The organism is Enterobacter sp. CPE_E863 (assembly GCF_046521465.1).
GTDB lineage: Bacteria > Pseudomonadota > Gammaproteobacteria > Enterobacterales > Enterobacteriaceae > Enterobacter > Enterobacter adelaidei.
In genome coordinates, this window is sequence record NZ_JBKFZX010000001.1 from 1,397,764 (window position 1) to 1,418,794 (window position 21,031).

Here is a 21,031-nt window from a genome sequence, read left to right on the forward strand (position 1 = left end):
AGGAAAAAAAGACGGATCGCGATTTTCATCATTTAAAACTCTGTGCAATAAAGCGAATCATAGGAACCCAGGCCAGTTCGGAAGGGTGCAAACGATCCCAGTTCCAGCCATTCTGATAAGGCATGGCGTACATATCTAAATAAGGGATCTGGTTCTTTTCCAGAATGGTTTTAATTTGCTTATCAACCGGGCGGAAGGTATCGGTATTGTAAAGTGCCCAGGGATTAACCGGGTCGACGATAGCAATCACCTGCACGTGACGTTCTTTCAGCAGCTGAACGGTTTTACTGAACGCGGCGATTTGCGCAGGCACGACCGGCGTGTCATCCCACTGTTGCGGTTTACCGTCCTCTTCGTAAATCGTTTTGTCCATCCACAGCGTGGCCGCGCTCTGCTGGCGTTTTTTATTTAACTCGCGCGCGTTCGCCAGTTCTTTATCCCAGTCTGGGGCGATGTGGGTGGTTGGCTGCTGCGGCCAGGGCTGTACCGTCTGGGGCGTGATGTTGAGCAGCGCCAGCCAGTCGTTTTTTATCAGGGTGCAGACGTTCGCAAACTGGAAGCTCAGCTCGTCCCACATCAGATCGGGGTGCCAGCCAAAGACACGCATTTGGCCAAAGGTTAAATGGCTTATGTCTTTACTATCAATATGCTTTAAATAATTAACCAGCAGCGGTCGCGCCTGCGGATCTTTCATCAGCGGATTAAAAATAGAACCGGGGAAATTATCGGCATAGATAGCAGGAGGCAGACCTTTTGAGTAAAAACTGTCAGGCGCCAGAAGCATAACAACTTTACTGTTTGCGTTAAGGCTATTTTTAAAACGTGAGAACAGTAAGAATTGCGTTTCGTCATCGACAAACGCATCGCCATACGCCACGACGGGCTTGTGCAATTGCTTATTAAAGTAATTATATACAGCGTAATGTTCATCTTCAGAGGTGGCGACCTCTGATGCACCGATGAAGAAAATAGCATTCCCTTCTAAGGCATGGGAAATGGTGGCTATTTTTTCCGCTTGTTCTTTAGGTGTGCCCGCCATTGATTTAATCAGTGGCTGAAAGGCGAGGGGCGGATCGAAGCTTGTCACCAACGGGTGAACACACAGGAACAAAATGGCCAGTGTCGCCATCAGGATGTGTAAGCAAAGCGTATTTTTGATTTTCATCATCAACCAGTAAGATTACATGACAGTAATTTTTTGAAGTCTGTTGTCATTTCGATTTATAACAATTACACAACAAAAGGCCGTCTGTTTATGTGGCATTCTATACCAGAGCGATTTAAACGGATGAGCGTTGCTGTGTTACGGTATGTACAAGGGCGCAGAGACTGATGTGAGGTAAGCACCTGGGTGACTTTTTGCGCAGTTAAACGCCTGCGGGTAAAAATAGAAAAATTCCTGCTTTACAAGGCGCTAATAGATGTTTATAGTGCGCCTCACTTTGGAAGCGTGGCCGAGCGGTTGAAGGCACCGGTCTTGAAAACCGGCGACCCGAAAGGGTTCTAGAGTTCGAATCTCTACGCTTCCGCCAAATTCGAAACCCAGGTCGTTATGCGACCTGGGTTTTTTGTTTTAGCCGGTTTCAGCATGCGATTCAGTCATGCTGATGTGGCGCTGGAACGGTGTTCTTCCATACACAGTGTGTATCAGCTGCAGGGCGCGCAGCGTGTTGTCAACAGGACAAAAAACCTGCTCAATTTTTAGCATAATGTTTTGTTTTATATTTTTTTAACGTCCAGACCTGGCTATTACTATTTTTAATGCCCATACGGTTTTTCGTATAATAAGACGCTGTCTCCATTACGTGAGACATAAAAGTGAACAGGTTCTTAATAATTTTTCATGTTTCATTTAATTTTCTGCAAATAGTTTGGCCTGACGCGCAAAACTGATTAAATCATGGTGTGGATCACTGCCGACAGAACATAACTAAAATATAATGGCGGTATCGTTCTGAAGCAGGGTTTATTCGCTTCAAAAAATTACTATTATCCACCATGAATGGAAGACATGATGAGAGGAAAAATCCCCAAGAGCGAGTTGCTGGTGACGTTCGAAGTTGTGGCGCGTCACGAAAGCTATACCCGCGCGGCAGAAGAGCTGGCGTTAACGCAGAGTGCAGTGTTCAGACAGGTGACGGCCCTGGAGGAGTTTTTACACACCTCATTATTTAACCATGCCAAAAAACGGATTTTTCTAAATGCAGCTGGAAAGCATTATCTGAATATCGTGAAAGAGACGCTTAATAGGCTGGAGCGCGATACAAATATGATAATGAGCTGGCAGCCTGCCGTTCAGGTGGTGGAGTTAGCGGTAAATCCTACCTTCAGTACGCACTGGCTGATCCCCAATTTATGGGAGTTTAATAAATTAAATCCTGATATTATTGTCAACATTCACTCGCTGGCTAATATCGGCGATTTTTTAAATCGTGAATACGATGCGGCTATTATGCGCGCAGATTTTTGTCCTCCGTGGTCGGAGGTCGATTATTTATTTGAAGAGGAGATCCTGCCGGTCTGCAGCCGAAGCTTGCTCCCCAGTGCGGAGCAGAAACTGGGGGTTGAGGAGCTGCTAAGGGAATTTCCACTGTTACACCAAAGCACTCGCATCAATGGCTGGCAGGAGTGGTTTGCGCTTTCCGGTATTACCAGTCCGGATGTGAATCTTGGCCCGCGTTTTGACCTCCTCTCGATGCTGATTGCCGCAGTGCGATCGAATCTTGGTGTCGCGCTGCTTCCCCGCTTCGCCATCCAGCATGACCTGGACTGTGGCGAGATGGTTATCCCCTGTGATGTTCCCATCCGCACCGGTAACCGCTTCATCATGACGTGGCGGGAGGAAAAGGCTCAATCCCTGCCGTTACAGACCTTCCGCGAGTGGCTACTTCAAAAATCAGTAGTGTCTCCGGTGGAGTAAAAATACCGGATGGCGACAGCATAGCGCGCCATCCGGTACCGACATGCTTACCAGTCAATGCCTTCCTGTGCCTGAATACCGCTGTCAAATGCGTGTTTTACCGGGCGCATTTCGCTAACTGTGTCGGCAAGCGCCAGTAATTGCGAGTGGCAGCCGCGTCCGGTGACGATCACGGTCTGCTGCACCGGACGATTCTCAACCGCCGCGATCACCTCCTGAGTATCCAGATAGTGATAAGCCAGCATATAGGTGAGTTCATCCAGAACCACCAGGTCGTAACTCGGGTCAGCCAGCATGCGTTTGCTCTCCTGCCACACTGCCGTTGCGGCTTCAATATCCGTCTCCCGGTTTTGTGTCTCCCAGGTAAAGCCGGTGCCCATAATGTGAAACTCGACGCCGAGCGGATGCAGGGTGTTGTATTCGCCATTATCCCACTGACCTTTAATAAACTGCGCGACGCCAACGGTTTTACCGTGTCCGACGGCACGCGTTGCCGTGCCGAAGGCAGCAGTGGACTTGCCTTTTCCGTTACCTGTGAAGACGATCAGAATTCCTCTCTTCTCTGTCGCCGCCGCTACGCGGGTATCAACCTGCTCTTTACGCTTTTGCTGCCGTTGGCGGTGTCTGTCTGCGTTAGCTCGCGCTTCCATAATGGCTCCTTAATGTCCGGCAGGGCAGGATGCGCAGCGATGCTGCTGCTCAAACTGGCTGAAGAAATTATTCCCTTTGTCGTCCACCAGCACAAAGGCGGGCAGATTTTCGACCTCCATCATCCATACCGCCTCCATGCCCAGTTCGGGATACTCCAGGCAGCGCAGGCTTTTCACGAACTGCTGTGCCAGCAGAGCCGCCGCACCCCCGATACTGCCGAGGTTGAAGCCACCGTGTTTATGGCAGGCATCGGTGACCTGCTGGCTGCGGTTACCTTTGGAAAGCATGATCAGGCTTCCGCCCGCGGCCTGGAACGCATCGACATAGCCGTCCATGCGCCCGCCGGTGGTTGGGCCGAGGGAGCCGCAGGCCTGATTCTCCGGTGTTTTCGCCGGCCCGGCGTAATAGACGATATGGTTTTTCATGTACTCAGGCATCGGCTCGCCGTTATCCAGCCGCGCTTTGATTTTTGCGTGGGCGATGTCGCGGGCGACCACAATCGGGCCGCTTAACGACAGCCGGGTGCCGATCGGCAGGGCGGACATATCGCGCAGGATCTCACGCAGCGGGCGGTTCAGGTTAATCTGTACGGCTCGGGCGTCGTTTTCATCACGGCTGGCCTCCGGGATATATTTCCCTGGGTTATGTTCCAGCTTCTCCAGCCAGATACCGTGTTTGTTGATTTTCGCTTTGATATTGCGGTCGGCTGAGCAGGAGAGTGCCATGGCGACAGGACAGGAACCGCCGTGGCGCGGCAGACGGATGACGCGGATATCGTGCGCGAAGTACTTGCCGCCAAACTGGGCGCCGATGCCGAATTCGCGGCTGGCGTTGAGCAGCGTAGCTTCCAGCGCCGTATCGCGGAACGCCTGGCCCAGCTCGTTCCCGCTGGTGGGCAGGTTGTCATAATATTTTGTTGAAGCCAGCTTCGCCACCTTCAGCGCCTGGTCTGCAGAGAGACCGCCGACCACAAAGGCAATGTGATACGGTGGACAGGCCGCGGTACCGAGCGACTTCATCTTCTCGATCAGGAACGCGGTGAGCTTCTCCGGCTGCAGAATGGATTTCGTTTCCTGGAACAGCGCGGCTTTGTTAGCCGAACCGCCGCCTTTATTGACAAACAGGAAGCGATATTCGCTCCCCGGCGTGGCGCTGATGTCTATCTGCGCCGGCAGGTTGGTTTGGGTGTTGACCTCGGTATACATGTCCAGCGGTGCGTTTTGCGAGTAGCGCAGGTTACACTCGCTAAAGGTGGCGTAAATTCCCTTGCTCAGCGCTTCGGCATCATCACCGCCGGTCCAGACGTGCTGGCCTTTGCTCGCCACGACGGTGGCCGTGCCGGTATCCTGACAGTTTGGCAGAACGCCTTTTGCCGATACCTCGGCGTTACGCAGCAGCTGCAGGGCGACATACTTATCGTTACTGCTGGCCTGCGGGTCGTGCAGGATGCTGGCTATCTGCGTTAAATGTCCGGCGCGCAGGAAAAATGAGGCTTCATAAAAGGCCTGCTGGGCCAGCAGGGTCAATGCCTCAGGCGCCATCTTAATGACCTCCTCGCCCTCTAACTCCGTCACCGTAACGTGTTGCGTGCTGAGGAGTTCATATTCCGTCGTATCGTTACTTTGAACAAACAATTCCTGCCAGACAAATGGTTTAGACATAATACTTCTCTCTTTGTGGTCGTTTTTGCCGGGCGCTGGCGCAGCTGCCACGCCCGGCTTACAAAATCACAGCCGGTTGGGTCAATGGGCTAAAAAGAGATTGGCCTGCGTCGCCTCAGCGACGTACGCAATCGTCTGCTGGGCGCGGACGCTATTCCCGGCGGCATCCAGCGGTGGCGAATAGACCGCGATGGCGTATTGCCCGGGCACGATGGCAACCATGCCGCCGCCGACACCGCTCTTCGCCGGGATCCCAACGGTGTACAGCCATTTGCCACTACCGTCGTACAGCCCGGCAATCGCCATTTCCGCCAGAACCTGCGGTACGTAGCGTTCATTCAGCAATTGCTTACCGTTGAAAGGTGATTTGCCTTTGTTCGCCAGCACTGCGCCCATTTTGGCGAGCTGCTCAACGGTGATATCTACGGAACACTGGCGGGTATAGATTTCGACAGCTTCCCGGGTATCGCCATAAAAGCTGTTGTAGGACGCCATCAGCATCGCCAGCGCCTGGTTATGCTGATTGGTCTCCATTTCTGATTTGAACACCGGTTCGTTGACGGTCAGCGAGGCATCGGCCCACGAATTCAGGTTATTGAGAATTTTGTTCCAGCGGTCGGTCTTATCTTTCGCCTCGATCAGGCTTACCGTGCTCATCGCCCCCGCATTTACCAGCGGGTTTTCCGGCGCACCTTTGGTCAGCTCAACCGCTAAGCCGGAGTTGAAGGGCAGACCGGTCGCACTGGCACCGAGTTTATCCAGCACCTCCTGCGGACCACGCTGCTCCATCGCCAGCGCCAGGGTGAACACTTTACTCAGCGACTCCATTGGGAACGCTTTTTTTACATCGCCAACCTGGTAAATGTTGCCGTCGACCGTGGCAAGTGTGATGGCGAAATTGTTGGGGCTATAGGTCGCCAGGGCAGGGATGTAATCGGCGACTTTCCCCTCATGATTACCTTTAAATTTTTGGTGAGCCTGCTCAAGCAGCTGCGCGTAGTCCGGGGCGGGTTGCGCCAGCGCGGCGGCGCTAAATAACAGGCTGAAGGATAAGAGGCTGACGCCGAAAATATTTATCTTCATGGGGCTATCCTGTAAATCGGAAGATAAAAGGCCAACGACGGTTGGCCTTTGTAATCAATACATGGCGATTTCTGTATCTGAAGTGGTACTTTCTTTGGCCGGAACCTTGCCGCGGCAGCCGACGCCGAAGTGTTCGCCTTCCCAGCGCCCGACGATGGCGGCACCCATCGCGTTACTCATTACGTTGGTGGCGGAACGGCCCATGTCGAGGAACGGATCGACGCCCATCAGCAAAATCAGGCCCGCTTCCGGAATGTTGAACTGGTTGAGCGTGGCGGCAATAACCACCATCGATGCACGCGGCACGCCCGCCATCCCTTTCGAGGTCAGCATCAGGATCAGCAGCATGGTAATCTGCTCGCCAATGCTCAGTTCGATGTTGCACGCCTGGGCGATAAACACGGTAGCAAACGAACAGTAGGCCATTGAGCCGACCAGGTTAAAGGAGTAGCCGATGGGCAGGACAAAGCTGGCAATCCTGGAGGAGACGCCGAATTTTTCCAGTTTGTTCAGCGTGCCCGGGAAAGCCGCTTCTGAACTTGAGGTCGTAAAGGCCAGCAGCGCAGGTTCGAGGATCGCTTTTGTCAGACGACTGATGCACGGACCGACAATCATCGTGGACAGGCCAATCAGAATCGCCCACAGCAGGCCGAGCGTCATGTAGAACTCGCCCATGAAAATACCTGCGCTGACCATCACACCCAGACCGCGTTCGGCAATCAGTCCGGAGATCGCGGCAAACACGGTCAGCGGTGCAAACAGCATGACGTAGCCCGTCAGCTTCAGCATCACATGCACCAGAGAGTCGAGCACCTTAATGATGGGCTCGGCTTTCTCGCCAATGGCCGCCAGGCTGCAGCCGAGGAAAATCGAGAACACCACGATTTGCAGGATCTCGTTGCGGGCCATAGCATCAACGATGCTGGTCGGTACCGCGTGAGAGATAAACACTTTCAGCGTGAACGGCTCGGACTGAACGGCCGCAACGGCCCCGGCGTCATGGGCGACAAAGTTAATGCCTGCGCCAGGCTGGAAGATATTGACGATAACCAGCCCCAGCGCGATCGACAGCAGCGAGGCACAAATAAAAAGGAAAAAGGTTTTGGAGAATATACGGCCGAGTGTTTTAGCATCACCCATTTTGGCTATGCCGACCACCAGGGTTGAAATGACCAGTGGGGCGATAATCATTTTCACCATACGTAAGAATATAGTGGTGAAAATAGAAATATCTTGTGAATACGATTTTGCTGTATCTGCTGATGCCATATTATTAATGACCACCCCGGCTATCATGCCGAGTATCAAACCTAATATGATCATTTTCGTTAAGCTTATTTTTTTCATGTTTACTCCATCGGATAAAGGTTGGTTAATGTGTAGGGTCGCGTGCGTCTGAGCCATGACGAACCGCTCAGACGCACGTTTGTTGTGACCAACCGCATGAATTATCTGGAATACAGTGATACAGCAAATATCTATATCCCAATGGACGTTGTTGTATTTGTAGTGTTACAGCTCAAACTCAATACTTAATAACGGCGCATGCTGCTGGGCACCATAAACATCATTGTCACCGACGTTGCCGGAGATAATATCGCGAGGCATGACAATTTTGACCGCATTGGCCGGGTCGAACCAGATAATGCGATGTATAAAGTCAGGCTTAACGTTATATAAACGGGCAATAAGCTGTGGCGTTAATTGCTCCGAGGCTTTTACCCGCTGATAGTCTTCACGCGTTTTAAATAAAATATCCAGAACCAGCTCATACGGCCCCGCATTTTTAGAACGAATGACCTGCGCCAGTGAGCAAATACTGTGTTTCATAACTGAACTCCTTCTGGCGTGACCTGTTCGAGGTGGAAATCAAAACGCAGCGCGTCGCTCGCTTCGATCAGGTGGTAGATTGAGAACTCATACACCGGGCCGCTCTGAATATCGGAAGGGGAGAACGGGAACGCGAGGTTGCCCGCTGTGGCGATCCGGTTTTCATAGCCGTAGTGCAGCAGGGTAGAGCGCACCAGCGAACAGACGCTGTTGGCGATATCCTGGGTGGGGGCCACCACGTCCAGCAAAATACCCAGCTCGTGCCCGGCGGACTGCATCGGCTCATGGTTGCCCATCACGCCGTTCTTTCCGTACAGGTGGAACGTCATGCGGATGCTGTCGTCATTCAGCGAGAGGTTGCGCTTCACGCTGACCTGCACCTCTTCGAGGATGTTATCGATCCCGGCAATCATGATCGGGTCGCGCGTACCGGCAATGGTCAGGCAGCGGAAGCCAACCCGGCGGGCGCCTTCCAGCTTCAGCGCATACGGCGTTTCTTCGTGGCGGGAACCGCTGACGTACACTTCGCCCTCGTTGACCGCTTTGAAGCTGCACCCTTTCAGGTTCAGAACGCCGCCCGGTCCCGGCAGGAAATACGGGTCGGATTTCTCATACAGGGTGTGCGCCGCGGCCGACGTTTCGGTGAATTTACGCTTCGGATTAAACGTTTTCAGCGTAAAGCCGTTATCGTCAATGATGCCCATCGCGCAGTCGGAGCCAGATCCCGGCGTAGCAGCAATCGCCGCGCACTCAAGGATCTTACCGCAATGCAGCGCCAGACCTTCATCGAAGCCCTGCATGATAGGCAGTGCGGCAAAGCAGGCCGGATCGTATGCCCGTCCGCCCAGCACCACCTGCGCCCCGGCCGCAAGAGCCCGCTGGAAAGGCTCGATACCCATCTGCGCGACAATATAGGTGCTCTCCTCGATGGCCTCGTGGGTCAGCTCCGGGACGAAATCCAGGGCAGTGATTTTCCCGTTGTCCAGCGCCTGATGCACAGTGGCTTTATCGACATCCGAGGGGATCAGCGCCATAGAGAATGAGAGTTTCTCTTCCTGAGCAATTTCGAGGATTATCTGCCGGCACCACTCCAGATGCGGCGCGGCACCGGAGCCACCTGCGGTACCGATCACCACCGGAATATTGTGCTTAACGCCAGCCACGATCATATAGCGCAGATCGCGTTTTACCCCCGCCCGGTCGGTGAAAGGTTTACCTGCCCCCAGGTAGTGGGGGCCAGGGTCGGAAGAGCCCGCGTCAACCGCAATAAGATCCGGCGATTCTTCCATAGCTTTACGAAAACTCTCTTCCGGGAAGCCATAGCCCAGGATTGCCGTTGGCGATAAGATCTTAAATGTACGTGCCATCTTTTAATCCTTAGTTTGCAACAGTGCGATGGTGCGGTTCATTTCGTTAAACACGATGTTAAGACCTTCATCGAAGCCCATGCCCGGTTTGATCAGCATGCGCATCGGGCGAGCGGCGAGGGCCACGTGCACGCAGGTGCGGGCGCTGATTTCCGTTTCGTTACAGGTACCGCCCTGATAGGCTTCCATGCCGTGTTTGTTGCAATACAGCACCGCATCAACGATGTTGTGAATACCGCCAAGGTCCGGGGTTTTGATCTGCACCATGTGGCAGCTGCCCGCATCGGTGAAATCCACAATGTCCTGATAGGTGTTACACCACTCATCGGCAACGATTTTCACGCCGGAACCCAGGTGCATCAGCTCGTGGGTGATGGCGGTCAGCAGGCGGATTTGGTCCGGCTTGTTACCCGCATCCACCGGCCCCTCAATGTACAACGGCAGGCCCTGGGCCTCTTTTTCGAGGCTGGCGATATACGCGGCGCAACGGACCGGGTCCATATCGAAAATCAGACCGATAGTGCCGTACACGTCAATGTGCAGCGTCGGGCGATAGCGCGGGCTGGTGCGCAGGCTTAAGATGCGGTCGGATAACCAGCGTACATACTCACGCAGTTTTTCCCCTTTCAGGCCCAGCTTCTCTTCCACGTTGTTGATAAGCGCATGCGGCAGTACATCAACGCCTTTGAGGATCATTTTGTCGACGGCGATATAGCGGTCGTCACCGCTCTGACCAAATAATGGGATGGCTTCCGGGACGCACGGCAGTTGCCACTCGTCACAAACGACTTCCGTTTTCAGACGACCGGTCGCCAGGGCTGCCGCGTCGAGCAGCGCCTGCGACAGGCCATAACGCACGGCGGTATGCAGCAGATGGCCATCTATACGCAGTTCGTCAAAGAAGCGGGCGTTCGTCAGGAACCTGTCAACGTCACGGCCTTCCAGCAGCGGTTTGATGTGATCGTTAAGGAATGGAATGAAGTGTTCAGCCAGGAACAGCGGATCGCGACCGCCTGCACCTGAATATTGCACCGCTGCACAATCGCCCACCGCCACCGCGCCGTTTTCCAGAATCAGCTGTACGGATACGCATTCACCCGCCTGACGAACAGACGTAAATCCAGGCGTTACCGGAGCGCCGGTATAGATAAACCCGTCATGCCCGGCACCGTTTTTGATGGCCTGCTGATCGTCGAAATAGAATGAGGAGTAGCCTGCGGTGAAAAGGGCCTGTTTAATTTTCATTATGGTCTTCCTATTAATTTACTGTGGGATACCGCGTTGATGTCATCAACAACCATCTGGAATGAGGGCTTACGTCCTTCAAAACGCGCGCGCTCGGCGACGTAATCGTGATGCAGGGCGAGAATATCTTTCGGCAGCGGAACCGCGCCGGCTTCCAGCACGCGAATCGCACCGGCGTTATCACGCACCGGCAGGATTTTGCCCGCGTTGCAGGAGGCGGGAGCAAACGGTACGTCCAGCACGCCAGCTTCAAACGCCAGCACCGTTCCGCGCGCGACATCGCCGTTGCCCAGCTCGAAGACTTTTTTCAGCACGGCGCGGACTTCGCTCTTAATGAGCTCGACTTCCTGCTCAACGGCGGCGCACGGTGGGAATTTCTGATCGCTGACCATGTTGAGCATCTGACGCGAGGCCTTCAGCCCCTGGGCGTTTGCGGCAGCGGTCGGAATACCGAACGCTTCGTGCGGGCTCTTGGTGATCACTTTGGTCGCTCCGGACATACCGGCAACCGCTGCACCCCAGGAGATAATGGCAAACGCTTTTGACTCATCTTCCGGGAAGCCGCCCATCCACTGGTGGAAGACGGTACTCAGCTCGTAATCGTCAAAGCCGTGGTTATGGAAATATTCGTGGGAGAGTTCGCGTAGAGCCTGAATGGCGGCGATATCCTGCGTCAGGCTACCGACCTGGCCGTAGCCGACGGTGATTGACTTCACGCCCTGTTCCAGCGCCAGCAGACCTTCGATAATCGCCACCGAGTGGGACACAAACGGCGGGATCAGGGTGCCGGTCAGCGGGCCAAACGGTTCGCGGTTGATACGGATGCCGTTCTCTTCGTACAGGCCCATCAGGCGGTCGCAGTACTGCCAGTCGCGGATGGATTTTTCCAGAGTGACGCGCTTAGCGTACGGGATGTTGTACGAGATACCGCCGCCTTCGTAGCTGGTAAAGCCGCTGGCCATTGCGATCTCCGCCAGCAGGCGCGCATCTGGCGTGCCGTGACGTACCTGAATCGGTTTCTCCAGCGCTTCAGTCATGCGACGGCAGGCGGCGACGCCGTGGTTAACGACCGGTAAGCCGTTAAGTTTGGAGGTGCCCGCTTCGATGGATTTTTGGATACCTACCGCTGCCTCTTCATAGCGATTCAGACGGGTGTAGGCATCAATGGTGCTGGGCAGCAAATCGCAATCTTCCTGCAGCGTTTTGAGCAGGGCGATATGTTCATCCATGAGCGCTACGCCTGCGCGCGGCTGGCTCAGGGTTTTACCTTCCTGGTCGGCCTTCAGTAGTGCGTGAGAAAAGCGTTTTTGCTCAGGAATGGTTTGCTGGTACTTCACGCCATCTTCGAAGTTCTCAACGTCCTTGCCGGTATGCCAGGTTTGTAAGACCTGTCGCCGCTCAGTCATGAATTCGTCATGGGTTAGCTTTTTATTTCGAAGTTCCATTCGTTGCTGCCTTAGGTTTTATAGGGTTAAACAATGAATACTGGTGCGAGCCGCCGCCTGCGGGTCCAGCCTGGCGACATTCGCCAGCAGAGGAAGCAGACCTTTTGCATCGCGGTAATAATCAAACTGCCCGGGTAAAAGCACGCGTCTGCTGCTGTCGTCCAGCTCGCGGTACTTCAGCCAGCGGTGAACATCAAACTGACTGGCGCGGGAGAGCCATCCCCCGGAGCCGACCACTTTGCGCACGGTGGTCAGATCGCGCCCCACCTGCAAATCGACGTTACCTACGCAGGTACAGACCTGTTTTTTGGTGCCAGCGTGGCGCTCGCTGGCGTACCCAACGCATAGCCCGGCCAGCAGCGTGTCGAAATGTTTTTCTTCTTCGGTGACAGGCAGATAATCCGGATGTGCGACCAGATGGCGCAGATAGCGATAAAACGCTTCCTTGCGCTGAGGCTGATGGGCAAACACCGCGTTCACCAGTTCGTGTGTACTTTCGCCGACCACCACCGCCGAGACGCGCATACCGAGGTCTCCCTCGACGGTGCGTTTCACAAACGGCTCAGGCACGCCGTGCAGAACGGTATCCGGGGAGAGCATGTTGGCGCTGGCGGAATAGACGTCGGTGGTGGCACCGCCCATGTCGATCAGCATGAATTCTTTCCACGCGCTGTCGACGTCGCTGATCGCTTTCACCAGCTCGTAGACGGTCCACGGTGTTGGCATCGGCTCTTCGCCGGTTTCCCCGACGATAACGTCCAGCCCTTTTCCCTTCACAATGCGGGACAGAAAGACATCGCAGATGGCCTTGCGGGCGGCATACGGATTCGGGTGATCGAGGTCAGGCAAAACGTTGTCGACCGTAATCAGATCTTTGTGGCCAAGAATAGCCTGCACGTCGTCCTGAATATCGCGGTTTCCAGCGTAGATAATGGCGCAATCCAGCGTTGATGCGGCCAGCGCGCGGGCATTGGCAAGACCGTAGCTCTCTTCTCCGCCATCCGTACCGCCTGTGAACAGCAGAATGTCCGGTGGAGAATCCTCCAGCGCCCGAATATCGTGGCGGTTCAGTTTGTAGGAGTAGTACTGGGCGATTTTGGCACCTGCTGAATGGGCGGTGACTTTGGCCGATTCCAGGGTGATCGACGGCACCAGACCCATTGCGGCAACGGCGAGCCCACCTTTTGCCGACGAGGAGTATTTCAGCGTAACGTCCCCGCTGTTCAGCAAAGGTCGCGCATCGGCAACGTTTAGCACCTGGTTCAGGCTGGTAAAGAACCCTTCCGCCAGGTGGTGGGTCGTCGTCGGGGTCAGAACATGGTTGACCAACGTTAGCGCATCACCCTCCGGCGTGAAGAGTGCTGCTTTGGTCCACGTCGAACCAATGTCGACTGAGACGATTTGCATCAGAAGCCCTCTTCGAGACAAAGCTCTTCAACGCGCTGACGCTGCTGTATATCGTTCGCCATCAGCTGACAGACGTCTTCCAGGTCGTGGCTTGGGGCGAAAACGCGGTTGAAACCCATCTCTTTGAATTTGGCTTCGACGTCGGCAAAATCGTGCTTACCCACGACCAGATTACCGCCCACAAAAAGCAGGATGTCGCCGATACCGCGTTCGATGCAGCGCTCACGCAGCCCCAGACAGTCGATATCGCCATGGCCGTAGATGGATGAAACGACAATAGCATCAGCCCCGGTTTCGATGGCCGCATCAATATATTCATCCTGGCTCACCATCACACCAAGATTGATTACGTGAAAATTATGGGAAGTAAAAACACGGTCCAGAACTTTATTGCCTACCGCATGGCAGTCAGCACCAATGACGCCAATGACAAGTGTTGATTTCTTCATGGGTAATCCTCTGTAGGGCTGATTGTAAAAATATTATGGGTATTAAAAATAGTTAATGGATATTCGGTCTGTTAATGGTGTTGGAGTGTCTTTTGAAGACGAAAAGGAAGCAATTGATCTATTTTCAAAAAATCCTTCCAAAAATGATGATGGTTATGATGTGTCATGGAAAGTCATTGAAATTCAATCTATTGGATGTTGTTGGTTTTGGGTTTGATATTTATCTGTAAACGTTGATAACAAAAACATTGTAATATTTGTGATCGAGCGCCTGTTTTATTGTTGTGGGTGGTAAATATATTTTTTTTGACTTTTATAAGTGGAGGTCTATTGCCATGCAGACATTGGTGAGAAGGTATTTACTGTTTTATTGATATTGGTCATAAACGCCATTCATACAATTAAGGGAGAGTGATAAATACATCAAATTTTTGGCATCTGGAGGTGGGTATAATTCAGCGCTAATTTTAATTACCCGCTTTCTTACGTCTTTGAATATTTAATCTGAGGATATAACGATGAGTAAAGGGAAGGTTTGGCTTGTAGGGGCAGGGCCTGGCGATGCGTCTTTAATTACGGTAAAAGGTCTGCACTGTATCCGCCATGCGGAGGTGATTGTTCACGATCGCCTGGTTAACCCTGAGCTTCTGGCTCAGGCTCCGGCAAGCTGTCTGATTATTGATGTCGGTAAAACCCCAAGTCATCATCCGGTACCTCAGGAACAAATCAATGCCTTGCTGGTCAAGCACGCCGGGGAAGGGCGGCAGGTGGTGCGTCTGAAAGGCGGTGACCCCTACGTTTTTGGCCGCGGGGGGGAAGAGGCCGAGCAGCTGGCAAAAGACGGCCTGGCGTTCGAAGTCGTGCCGGGGATCAGCTCCGCGATTGGCGGATTGGCCTATGCCGGGATCCCGGTCACGCACCGTCATTACGCCTCCAGTTTTCATATTGTGACCGGTCATATGTGCCAGGGGAACGACCCGCAAAACTGGCATGCGCTGGCGCAAATCAACGGAACGCTGATCGTTCTGATGGGAATGACCCGGCTGACGGAAATCTGCCAGCAGCTCATTGAGGGAGGCATGTCCGCTGAGACGCCGGTGGCGGTAGTGATGTATGCCAGCCAGTCTCGTCAGCAGATTGCCAAAGGTACGCTGACCGATATCCACCTCGAGGTTGAGCGTCAAAAACTGCATGCTCCTGCGCTGATTGTCGTCGGTGAGGTGGTCAACCTGCAGGAGATACTGGCGTTTTCTGCATCGCATATCGCGCTGAATCAGGTTGTTGTCTGATGTTATCCTGACATTTTCGAAATGGCCGAGTGAAACGAATGAGTGAGCATGGTGGTAATGTCCTGGAAACGGGGCTGCAGTTGGGGATCGCTCCCGAGTTGCTGTTGGATTTTAGCGCGAACATCAATCCGTTAGGCCTGCCCGAGCGCGTCAGGTCGCTCATTGTGTCCCATCTGGATATCATCACGCAGTACCCGGACGTTGAATACCGCCATCTTCATCAGGCGCTGGCCAGCGCCAGTCGGTGTGACTACGACCAGACGATTGCCGGGAATGGCGAAACGGAGCTGATCTATGGCCTGGTGCGAACGCTTGCCCCTCGCCGGGCGATGCTGCTGGTGCCGGGGTTTGCCGAATATCGCCGGGCATTACAGCAGCAGGGTTGCGAGATAATCGACTATGCGCTGAGTGAGCAGAACGGGTTCCAGGTGGATTTCTCCATACTGGACGCCGTTCGCGCGCACAGGCCCGATTGCCTGTTCATCGCAACGCCGAATAACCCTACCGGACTCATGCCTGATACCGGTCTTCTCGATCGGCTGGCCTCGCTGTGCGAAACGCTGGAGATTTCGCTGATTGTGGATGAAGCGTTCATCGATTTTCTGCCGCAAGGCTCCACGCTGGCGCCACGGCTGGCTGAGTCACGTTATCTTTACCTGCTGCGTTCTCTGACCAAATTTTTTGCTATTCCCGGACTGCGCCTTGGGTATCTGCTGAGCGGAAATACGCAGACTATTCGCCAGCTGAAACGCACCCGCGAGCCCTGGTCCGTGAATGCCTTCTCGGCGCTTGTGGGGCAACATTTGCTGTTGGATGAAGACTATATTGCTCGCAGCCACGCCTTTATCGCCCGGGAGCGGGATTTCCTGTGGCAGGCGATGACGCGTTTTTCATCGCTGGTGGTCTGGGAGCCGCAGGCCAACTTTATTTTCTTCCGCTGCCTGCGTCAGGGTTTCGACCTGAAAGCGGCACTGCTTGGTCACCATATCCTTATTCGCCACTGCGAAAACTATCCAGGGCTCGATCGCGACTACTATCGGATTGCCGTGCGTACTGAAGCGGAGAACCGTCGGTTTATTGCCGCGCTGACTGACGTTTTACAAGGCTAGGCGATGGACTATTTCCCGATTTTTTGCAATCTGAAGGGTAAGCTCTGCCTGATCGTCGGTGGCGGGCAGGTGGCGACGCATAAGGCAAAGGGGCTGCTGGCTGCCGGGGCTGAGCTGCGTCTGGTTGCGCCCTCCCTGACGCCGGAACTCGCCAGCCTGCACGCGTGCGGTGACATCGAGTGGGTCCCGGCGACGTTTGCGCCGCAGTATCTGCAGTCATGCTGGCTGGTCATTGCCGCAACCAGCGATCCGCAGGTGAACCGTCAGGTTGCCAGGGCCGCCAGCGCGGAGCGTCTGTTTTGCAATGTCGCAGACGACCCTTCTGCTGCCACCTTTATCTCGCCGGCTATTATTGACCATTCGCCGATCATTATTGCGCTGAGCTGCGGGGGCAATGCGCCGGTGTACAGCAAGATCCTCAAAGCGCATGTCGCAGCCCATCTTCCCCCTGGCATGCGGGAAAGCGTGCGGCTGGCGGGGGTGCTGCGTGAAAGGGTAAATAGCGCGTGCAGTGACCGGGAGCGCAAGCGTGCATTTTGGGACGCGTTTTTCCGGCATGTTCCGCTGCAACAGGCTTTAGCGCAGGAACACGAGCAAGAGGTTAAGCAGCAGGTCGAGTGGTTCATTCAGCACAAGTTGCTGTCAGAGTAGCGTCACGCCGCCTTTTACCATCCGCAGCAGGTGTTGTTCAGGCCAGTGGCGGGTGAGCTGTTTTTTCGCTAACAGCCATTTCACATAATCGACATCGTCTTTATTTCTGTCCAGCATCAGCCCCACGACGCTGCCGCTGTGCGCCACGTTCACCCCGTAGATACCGCACTCCTCCACCAGTGAGAGCAGTGCGTCAAAATCCGGTTTAGGCAACAGCGTCTGGCTGGCGATGGCGCTGAGGGTTGCCGCTTCTCCCATCCGGTAAGGGTTTTGCGTCATACAGGATTCCTGTACTTTTTCCCATGCGCGTTTCAGCGCTGGCGCACCGGCATGTAACCCCGCCTGACGCGGGATGCGGTGGTAATCTGCCGTGCGCAGCGTTTGCGGACTTTCGAGAACAAGCAGATCGAGATTGGGCTGGGCGTCACATGAAATCTGCGTGGAAGCGTCGTTATGATCAAAAAGGGTCAACTGGCGAAACACGGTACTGTCGGTGGGTTCGAGCGAAACGCAAAGCGTTGCCAGCGTGCTTTCGTCAAGCTGATGCCCCAGATGGTGGGCGGTGGCGACGGCGGTGGCGGCAATATCTGCGGTGCTGCTGGCCATCCCTTTGGCAATCGGGATGGTCGAATGCACATCAATGCGGATATCCTGGCTCAACTGCGCCGGGTAGTGCCAGTGCTGCAATAACCGCTCGACCATCGCGCGCGACAGCGGGCGTTCATCCGCCAGGGCTGAGCCGTAGCTCACCTCAACCGTGCTGTACCATTCGACAGGGCAGGAGACCAGTTTCTCACTACCCAAAATCCAGCCCTGGATAAGCTCACCGCACGACGCGGGGCATTGCGCAACAGCCACGTTTCCACCTTTCTGGTCTGCAAATTCTGAAGCATAGTGTCATGAGGATCTCCCTCGTACCTTGATATACCGCAAATTCCCGTCTGGATAATCTACATATTATTCTGCGATTCTGCTGAATACGAAACGCATCAATAAAGCCACACGAACTTACGTTGAATAGCAATATTATGTGATAGCAAGGTTTTAATGCCTTAATGAATTTTGATCACGATAAAATGAAAAAATATCAAGTGGTGCAATAACTTGTCATAGCGCAATAAATATTGAGATTTTAAGCGTAATTATCTTTGCTTTTAATTTTTTGTGATAAAACGTTGAGTTATTGAGGAAGGCGTCAATTATTCTGGCGCCACGTTTGACTCAGCGTGTATTTCATTACGGTTAAGTATTTGCCTAAGATGAAGTGAAACGCCGTAAATAGCATTGCTGTTTTATAACGCGCTATTTTCTCATTATGTAAGCCGACCGGTTTGCCACATTTGTGGTAGGGAAGGGGGTGATAATCCCCCGCAGCCCCCGCTGCTGTGATGCTGACGACCCCGTAATGACCACTGATCGTGAGATTGGGAAGGACGGGCGAGGAGGACGCTAAGCCAGAAGACCTGCCTGTCGGGAACGTTCAACAACTTCGGTGGGAAGTGGGTTGTACTGATGCATCATACAGTCGAAAGACTGGGGTTACGTGTATCTATACCTCCCGACCACCCTGGACAGGATCAGGGCCATGGCGGCAAAGCAGTACACGTTTGTTCTTGCAGGTACCGGAAGCGGGTGTGGTAAAACCACGGTGACGCTAGGCCTGTTGAGTCTGTTAAAACAGCGTGGGTTAAGCGTCCAGCCATATAAAGTGGGCCCTGACTATCTTGATACCGGCTGGCATACCAAAGTCAGCGGTACATCCTCCCGCAACCTCGACAGCTTCATGCTTCCTGAGCCGATACTCAACGCGCTGTTCTGCGAGCATATGCAGCAGGCGGATATCGCGGTGATTGAAGGTGTGATGGGGCTGTATGACGGCTACGGCACCGACCCGAACTATTGCAGCACCGCCGCGATGGCAAAACAGCTGGGCTGCCCGGTGATTCTGCTGGTGGATGGCAAGGCGGTCTCGACTTCAATTGCCGCCACGGTAATGGGCTTTCAGCGATTTGATCCCACCCTCAATATTGCCGGGGTGATTGTCAATCGCGTCAACAGCGAATCACATTATCAGTTGCTCAAAACGGCAATTGAACACTACTGCACGGCACCCGTCCTGGGTTATGTCCCCCGCGTTGAAGGCGTCGGTTTGCCCGAGCGCCATCTGGGACTGGTCACCGCCCGGGAGTCGGTCGCGGACCTGCAGACCTGGCAGAATTTTTCCGCCATTCTCGAACGTACGCTGGACATCGGGCAACTTCTCTCGCTCAGCCAGATGGCGTCGCTGCCGCAGGGCTCCTGGCCCGCGCTCCCTGACGGGGACGCCGGGCGCGGGTTGACGCTCGCGATGGCCGATGACGAGGCCTTCAACTTCTATTACGCGGATAACATCACGCTGCTCGAACGTACCGGGGTCGACATTATCCGCTTTAGCCCGCTGCGCGATACCCATTTACCTGACTGCCAGATGGTCTGGCTTGGGGGCGGTTACCCGGAGCTGTACGCGGCACGGCTTGCGGAAAACACCACGATGCTGGCCAGCCTGCGGGAGGCGCACCGGCGAGGCGTGGCGATTTACGCCGAATGTGGTGGGCTGATGTATCTCGGCAGCACGCTCGAAGATAGCGAGGGGGGCACCCACCGGATGGCCAATGTTATCCCCGGCCACAGCAGGATGGGTAAACGGCTGACCCGTTTTGGCTATTGTGAGGCGCAGGCGCGCCAGCCCACGCTGCTGGCCGATAGCGGAGAGGTGCTGCGTGGGCATGAATTTCACTATTCCGACTTCTCTCCCCAAACCCCCGCGGTACTGGCGTGTCGCAAAGTACGCGATGGCGTAACGATGCAGGAGTGGGCGGGCGGCTGGCAGGTTGGCAACACGTTCGCAAGCTATCTGCACCTCCACTTTGCCCAACGCCCCATGATGCTCAACCGCTGGCTGACGGCGGCGAGGGGGGCGCTATGACCCTGCTGGCCTGGTGCGTCGCGTGGCTGCTCGACGTCATCATCGGCGACCCGCAAAACTGGCCGCATCCGGTGCGCTGGATAGGCAACCTGATCAATGCGATGCAGCGGAGTATTCGCCGCTGCTGTCATAGCGATACGGCGCTACGCGTTGGCGGCGGCGTCATGTGGCTGGCGGTAGTGGGGCTGACCTGGGGCATATCCTGGGGCGTACTGGCGCTCGGACGGATGGTTCATCCCTGGCTGGGCTGGGCGATTGAAGTGTGGATGATGTTTACCGTGCTGGCCGGGCGCTGCCTGGCAAATGCTGCACGGGACGTTGAACGCCCTCTGCGAGCGGGCGACCTTGATGAAAGCCGCGAAAAACTCTCCTGGATAGTGGGACGCGATACGTCTCAACTTCAGCCGGAACAGATCAACCGGGCGGTGGTGGAGACCGTCGCGGAGAACACAGTCGATGGCGTTATCGCCCCACTGTTTTTCCTCATGCTGGGCGGTGCGCCACTGGCGATGGCCTATAAGGCGGTGAATACCCTCGATTCAATGGTGGGCTACAAGCACGAAAAATACCGTGCGATCGGCATGGTCAGCGCCCGTATGGATGACCTGGCGAACTATATCCCCGCTCGTCTGAGCTGGCTTCTGCTGAGCATCGCGGCGTGGCTATGCCGTGACGATTTCTCCCGCGCGCTGCGCGTCGGCTGGCGCGACCGCTACAACCACAGCAGCCCCAACTGCGCGTGGGCAGAAGCGACGGTCGCCGGCGCGCTGGGCATCCGGCTTGGCGGACCCAACGACTATTTTGGTCAGCGCGTAGAAAAGCCGTGGATTGGCGACGCGCTGCGCCCGATTGCGGTAGACGACATTTCCCGAACGATTCGACTGATGTGGGTTTCCTCCACCCTGGCGCTGGCGCTGTGTATCGCAGCACGCTGGCTGATGGCTGGCGCGGCCTGAGGA

The 21,031-nt window shown here is 54.8% G+C and carries 19 protein-coding genes, 1 tRNA gene and 1 riboswitch; of the genes, 8 read left to right on the forward strand and 12 right to left on the reverse strand.

The genetic code is table 11. The features are described from left to right. Nucleotides 1-28: 28 nt before the first annotated feature. Nucleotides 29-1,165, reverse strand: a complete 1,137-nt coding sequence (locus tag ACLHV8_RS06705) for a D-alanyl-lipoteichoic acid biosynthesis protein DltD (protein WP_108090321.1) — start codon at nt 1,163-1,165, stop codon at nt 29-31. 279 nt (nt 1,166-1,444) lie between these two features. Between ACLHV8_RS06705 and ACLHV8_RS06710 the strand changes: the two genes are divergently transcribed. Continuing rightward, a tRNA-Ser gene (locus ACLHV8_RS06710) sits at nt 1,445-1,532 on the forward strand. 482 nt (nt 1,533-2,014) lie between these two features. Further along, a complete protein-coding gene (locus ACLHV8_RS06715) occupies nt 2,015-2,920 on the forward strand; it encodes a LysR substrate-binding domain-containing protein (RefSeq protein ID WP_049008330.1) in 906 nt (301 codons plus the stop codon). Nucleotides 2,921-2,967: 47 nt separating this feature from the next. Here ACLHV8_RS06715 and cobO read toward each other — a convergent pair whose 3' ends face one another. The 10 genes from cobO to glmS all read right to left on the reverse strand — a co-directional run bounded on the left by cobO (nt 2,968) and on the right by glmS (nt 14,058). Beyond that, entirely contained in the window at nt 2,968-3,570 is a 603-nt protein-coding gene (gene cobO, locus ACLHV8_RS06720) for a cob(I)yrinic acid a,c-diamide adenosyltransferase (RefSeq protein ID WP_208594471.1), read from the reverse strand. A 9-nt stretch (nt 3,571-3,579) separates the two neighbouring features. Next, nucleotides 3,580-5,235, reverse strand: coding sequence for a class I fumarate hydratase (locus ACLHV8_RS06725; RefSeq protein ID WP_208594474.1), 1,656 nt, complete (start codon nt 5,233-5,235; stop codon nt 3,580-3,582). Nucleotides 5,236-5,313: 78 nt separating this feature from the next. Further along, nucleotides 5,314-6,315: a glutaminase A gene (gene glsA, locus ACLHV8_RS06730; protein ID WP_049008337.1), complete on the reverse strand. Its 1,002-nt coding sequence runs from the start codon at nt 6,313-6,315 to the stop codon at nt 5,314-5,316. 54 nt (nt 6,316-6,369) lie between these two features. Further along, nucleotides 6,370-7,662 (reverse strand): dicarboxylate/amino acid:cation symporter, encoded by a 1,293-nt coding sequence (locus ACLHV8_RS06735; RefSeq protein ID WP_049008338.1) that lies wholly within the window; start codon nt 7,660-7,662, stop codon nt 6,370-6,372. Nucleotides 7,663-7,827: 165 nt separating this feature from the next. Beyond that, a complete protein-coding gene (locus ACLHV8_RS06740) occupies nt 7,828-8,145 on the reverse strand; it encodes a DUF4387 domain-containing protein (RefSeq protein ID WP_049008345.1) in 318 nt (105 codons plus the stop codon). Further along, complete coding sequence (locus ACLHV8_RS06745; protein WP_208594472.1) at nt 8,142-9,512, reverse strand: acyclic terpene utilization AtuA family protein; 1,371 nt, start codon at nt 9,510-9,512, stop codon at nt 8,142-8,144. The genes ACLHV8_RS06740 and ACLHV8_RS06745 overlap by 4 nt, the downstream gene beginning before the upstream one ends. A 3-nt stretch (nt 9,513-9,515) precedes the next feature. Beyond that, nucleotides 9,516-10,757 carry a methylaspartate ammonia-lyase gene (locus ACLHV8_RS06750; RefSeq protein WP_208594473.1) on the reverse strand — a complete coding sequence of 414 codons (1,242 nt, stop codon included), beginning with the start codon at nt 10,755-10,757 and terminating at the stop codon, nt 9,516-9,518. Next, nucleotides 10,757-12,202 carry a methylaspartate mutase subunit E gene (locus ACLHV8_RS06755; protein WP_049008353.1) on the reverse strand — a complete coding sequence of 482 codons (1,446 nt, stop codon included), beginning with the start codon at nt 12,200-12,202 and terminating at the stop codon, nt 10,757-10,759. The genes ACLHV8_RS06750 and ACLHV8_RS06755 overlap by 1 nt, the downstream gene beginning before the upstream one ends. A gap of 18 nt (nt 12,203-12,220) precedes the next feature. Beyond that, entirely contained in the window at nt 12,221-13,609 is a 1,389-nt protein-coding gene (gene glmL, locus ACLHV8_RS06760) for a methylaspartate mutase accessory protein GlmL (protein WP_049008356.1), read from the reverse strand. Next, entirely contained in the window at nt 13,609-14,058 is a 450-nt protein-coding gene (glmS, locus tag ACLHV8_RS06765; protein ID WP_028019184.1) for a methylaspartate mutase subunit S, read from the reverse strand. Before glmS ends, glmL begins: the two co-directional genes overlap by 1 nt. Before the next feature lie 85 nt (nt 14,059-14,143). On the opposite strand from glmS, the gene ACLHV8_RS06770 reads away from it, so the two are divergent. From ACLHV8_RS06770 to ACLHV8_RS06785, 4 genes are all read left to right on the forward strand, one after another. Further along, nucleotides 14,144-14,275 carry a hypothetical protein gene (locus ACLHV8_RS06770; protein ID WP_274620804.1) on the forward strand — a complete coding sequence of 44 codons (132 nt, stop codon included), beginning with the start codon at nt 14,144-14,146 and terminating at the stop codon, nt 14,273-14,275. Between the two features lie 301 nt (nt 14,276-14,576). Beyond that, a complete protein-coding gene (gene cobA, locus ACLHV8_RS06775) occupies nt 14,577-15,347 on the forward strand; it encodes a uroporphyrinogen-III C-methyltransferase (RefSeq protein ID WP_049008357.1) in 771 nt (256 codons plus the stop codon). 38 nt (nt 15,348-15,385) lie between these two features. Further along, nucleotides 15,386-16,456 carry a threonine-phosphate decarboxylase CobD gene (cobD, locus tag ACLHV8_RS06780; RefSeq protein WP_208594934.1) on the forward strand — a complete coding sequence of 357 codons (1,071 nt, stop codon included), beginning with the start codon at nt 15,386-15,388 and terminating at the stop codon, nt 16,454-16,456. Nucleotides 16,457-16,459: 3 nt separating this feature from the next. Continuing rightward, complete coding sequence (locus tag ACLHV8_RS06785; RefSeq protein WP_208594933.1) at nt 16,460-17,107, forward strand: bifunctional precorrin-2 dehydrogenase/sirohydrochlorin ferrochelatase; 648 nt, start codon at nt 16,460-16,462, stop codon at nt 17,105-17,107. On the opposite strand, the gene ACLHV8_RS06790 is transcribed toward ACLHV8_RS06785, so the two are convergent. Beyond that, nucleotides 17,099-17,965, reverse strand: coding sequence for an L-threonine kinase (locus ACLHV8_RS06790; RefSeq protein ID WP_049008363.1), 867 nt, complete (start codon nt 17,963-17,965; stop codon nt 17,099-17,101). The two genes, ACLHV8_RS06785 and ACLHV8_RS06790, sit on opposite strands and share 9 nt — an antisense overlap. Nucleotides 17,966-18,417: 452 nt before the next feature. Continuing rightward, nucleotides 18,418-18,593: riboswitch (cobalamin riboswitch) on the forward strand. Between the two features lie 99 nt (nt 18,594-18,692). Here ACLHV8_RS06790 and ACLHV8_RS06795 point away from each other — a divergent pair. Then, nucleotides 18,693-20,072 (forward strand): cobyrinate a,c-diamide synthase, encoded by a 1,380-nt coding sequence (locus tag ACLHV8_RS06795; protein WP_208594932.1) that lies wholly within the window; start codon nt 18,693-18,695, stop codon nt 20,070-20,072. Then, on the forward strand, nt 20,069-21,028 hold the full coding sequence (gene cbiB / locus ACLHV8_RS06800) for an adenosylcobinamide-phosphate synthase CbiB (RefSeq protein WP_208594931.1): 960 nt from the start codon (nt 20,069-20,071) through the stop codon (nt 21,026-21,028). Before ACLHV8_RS06795 ends, cbiB begins: the two co-directional genes overlap by 4 nt. The last annotated feature ends 3 nt before the right edge of the window (nt 21,029-21,031 follow it).

Excerpts from the sequence above, each read along its gene's own strand:
- ACLHV8_RS06745 (WP_208594472.1), bottom strand. The coding sequence starts at position 9,512 with ATGGCACGTACATTTAAGATCTTATCGCCAACGGCAATCCTGGGCTAT.
- ACLHV8_RS06755 (WP_049008353.1), bottom strand. The coding sequence starts at position 12,202 with ATGGAACTTCGAAATAAAAAGCTAACCCATGACGAATTCATGACTGAG.
- ACLHV8_RS06795 (WP_208594932.1), top strand. The coding sequence starts at position 18,693 with ATGGCGGCAAAGCAGTACACGTTTGTTCTTGCAGGTACCGGAAGCGGG.
- ACLHV8_RS06740 (WP_049008345.1), bottom strand. The coding sequence starts at position 8,145 with ATGAAACACAGTATTTGCTCACTGGCGCAGGTCATTCGTTCTAAAAAT.
- ACLHV8_RS06705 (WP_108090321.1), bottom strand. The coding sequence starts at position 1,165 with ATGAAAATCAAAAATACGCTTTGCTTACACATCCTGATGGCGACACTG.
- glmS (WP_028019184.1), bottom strand. The coding sequence starts at position 14,058 with ATGAAGAAATCAACACTTGTCATTGGCGTCATTGGTGCTGACTGCCAT.
- glmL (WP_049008356.1), bottom strand. The coding sequence starts at position 13,609 with ATGCAAATCGTCTCAGTCGACATTGGTTCGACGTGGACCAAAGCAGCA.
- cobA (WP_049008357.1), top strand. The coding sequence starts at position 14,577 with ATGAGTAAAGGGAAGGTTTGGCTTGTAGGGGCAGGGCCTGGCGATGCG.
- ACLHV8_RS06785 (WP_208594933.1), top strand. The coding sequence starts at position 16,460 with ATGGACTATTTCCCGATTTTTTGCAATCTGAAGGGTAAGCTCTGCCTG.
- ACLHV8_RS06735 (WP_049008338.1), bottom strand. The coding sequence starts at position 7,662 with ATGAAAAAAATAAGCTTAACGAAAATGATCATATTAGGTTTGATACTC.
- glsA (WP_049008337.1), bottom strand. The coding sequence starts at position 6,315 with ATGAAGATAAATATTTTCGGCGTCAGCCTCTTATCCTTCAGCCTGTTA.
- cobD (WP_208594934.1), top strand. The coding sequence starts at position 15,386 with ATGAGTGAGCATGGTGGTAATGTCCTGGAAACGGGGCTGCAGTTGGGG.
- cobO (WP_208594471.1), bottom strand. The coding sequence starts at position 3,570 with ATGGAAGCGCGAGCTAACGCAGACAGACACCGCCAACGGCAGCAAAAG.
- ACLHV8_RS06750 (WP_208594473.1), bottom strand. The coding sequence starts at position 10,757 with ATGAAAATTAAACAGGCCCTTTTCACCGCAGGCTACTCCTCATTCTAT.
- ACLHV8_RS06715 (WP_049008330.1), top strand. The coding sequence starts at position 2,015 with ATGAGAGGAAAAATCCCCAAGAGCGAGTTGCTGGTGACGTTCGAAGTT.
- cbiB (WP_208594931.1), top strand. The coding sequence starts at position 20,069 with ATGACCCTGCTGGCCTGGTGCGTCGCGTGGCTGCTCGACGTCATCATC.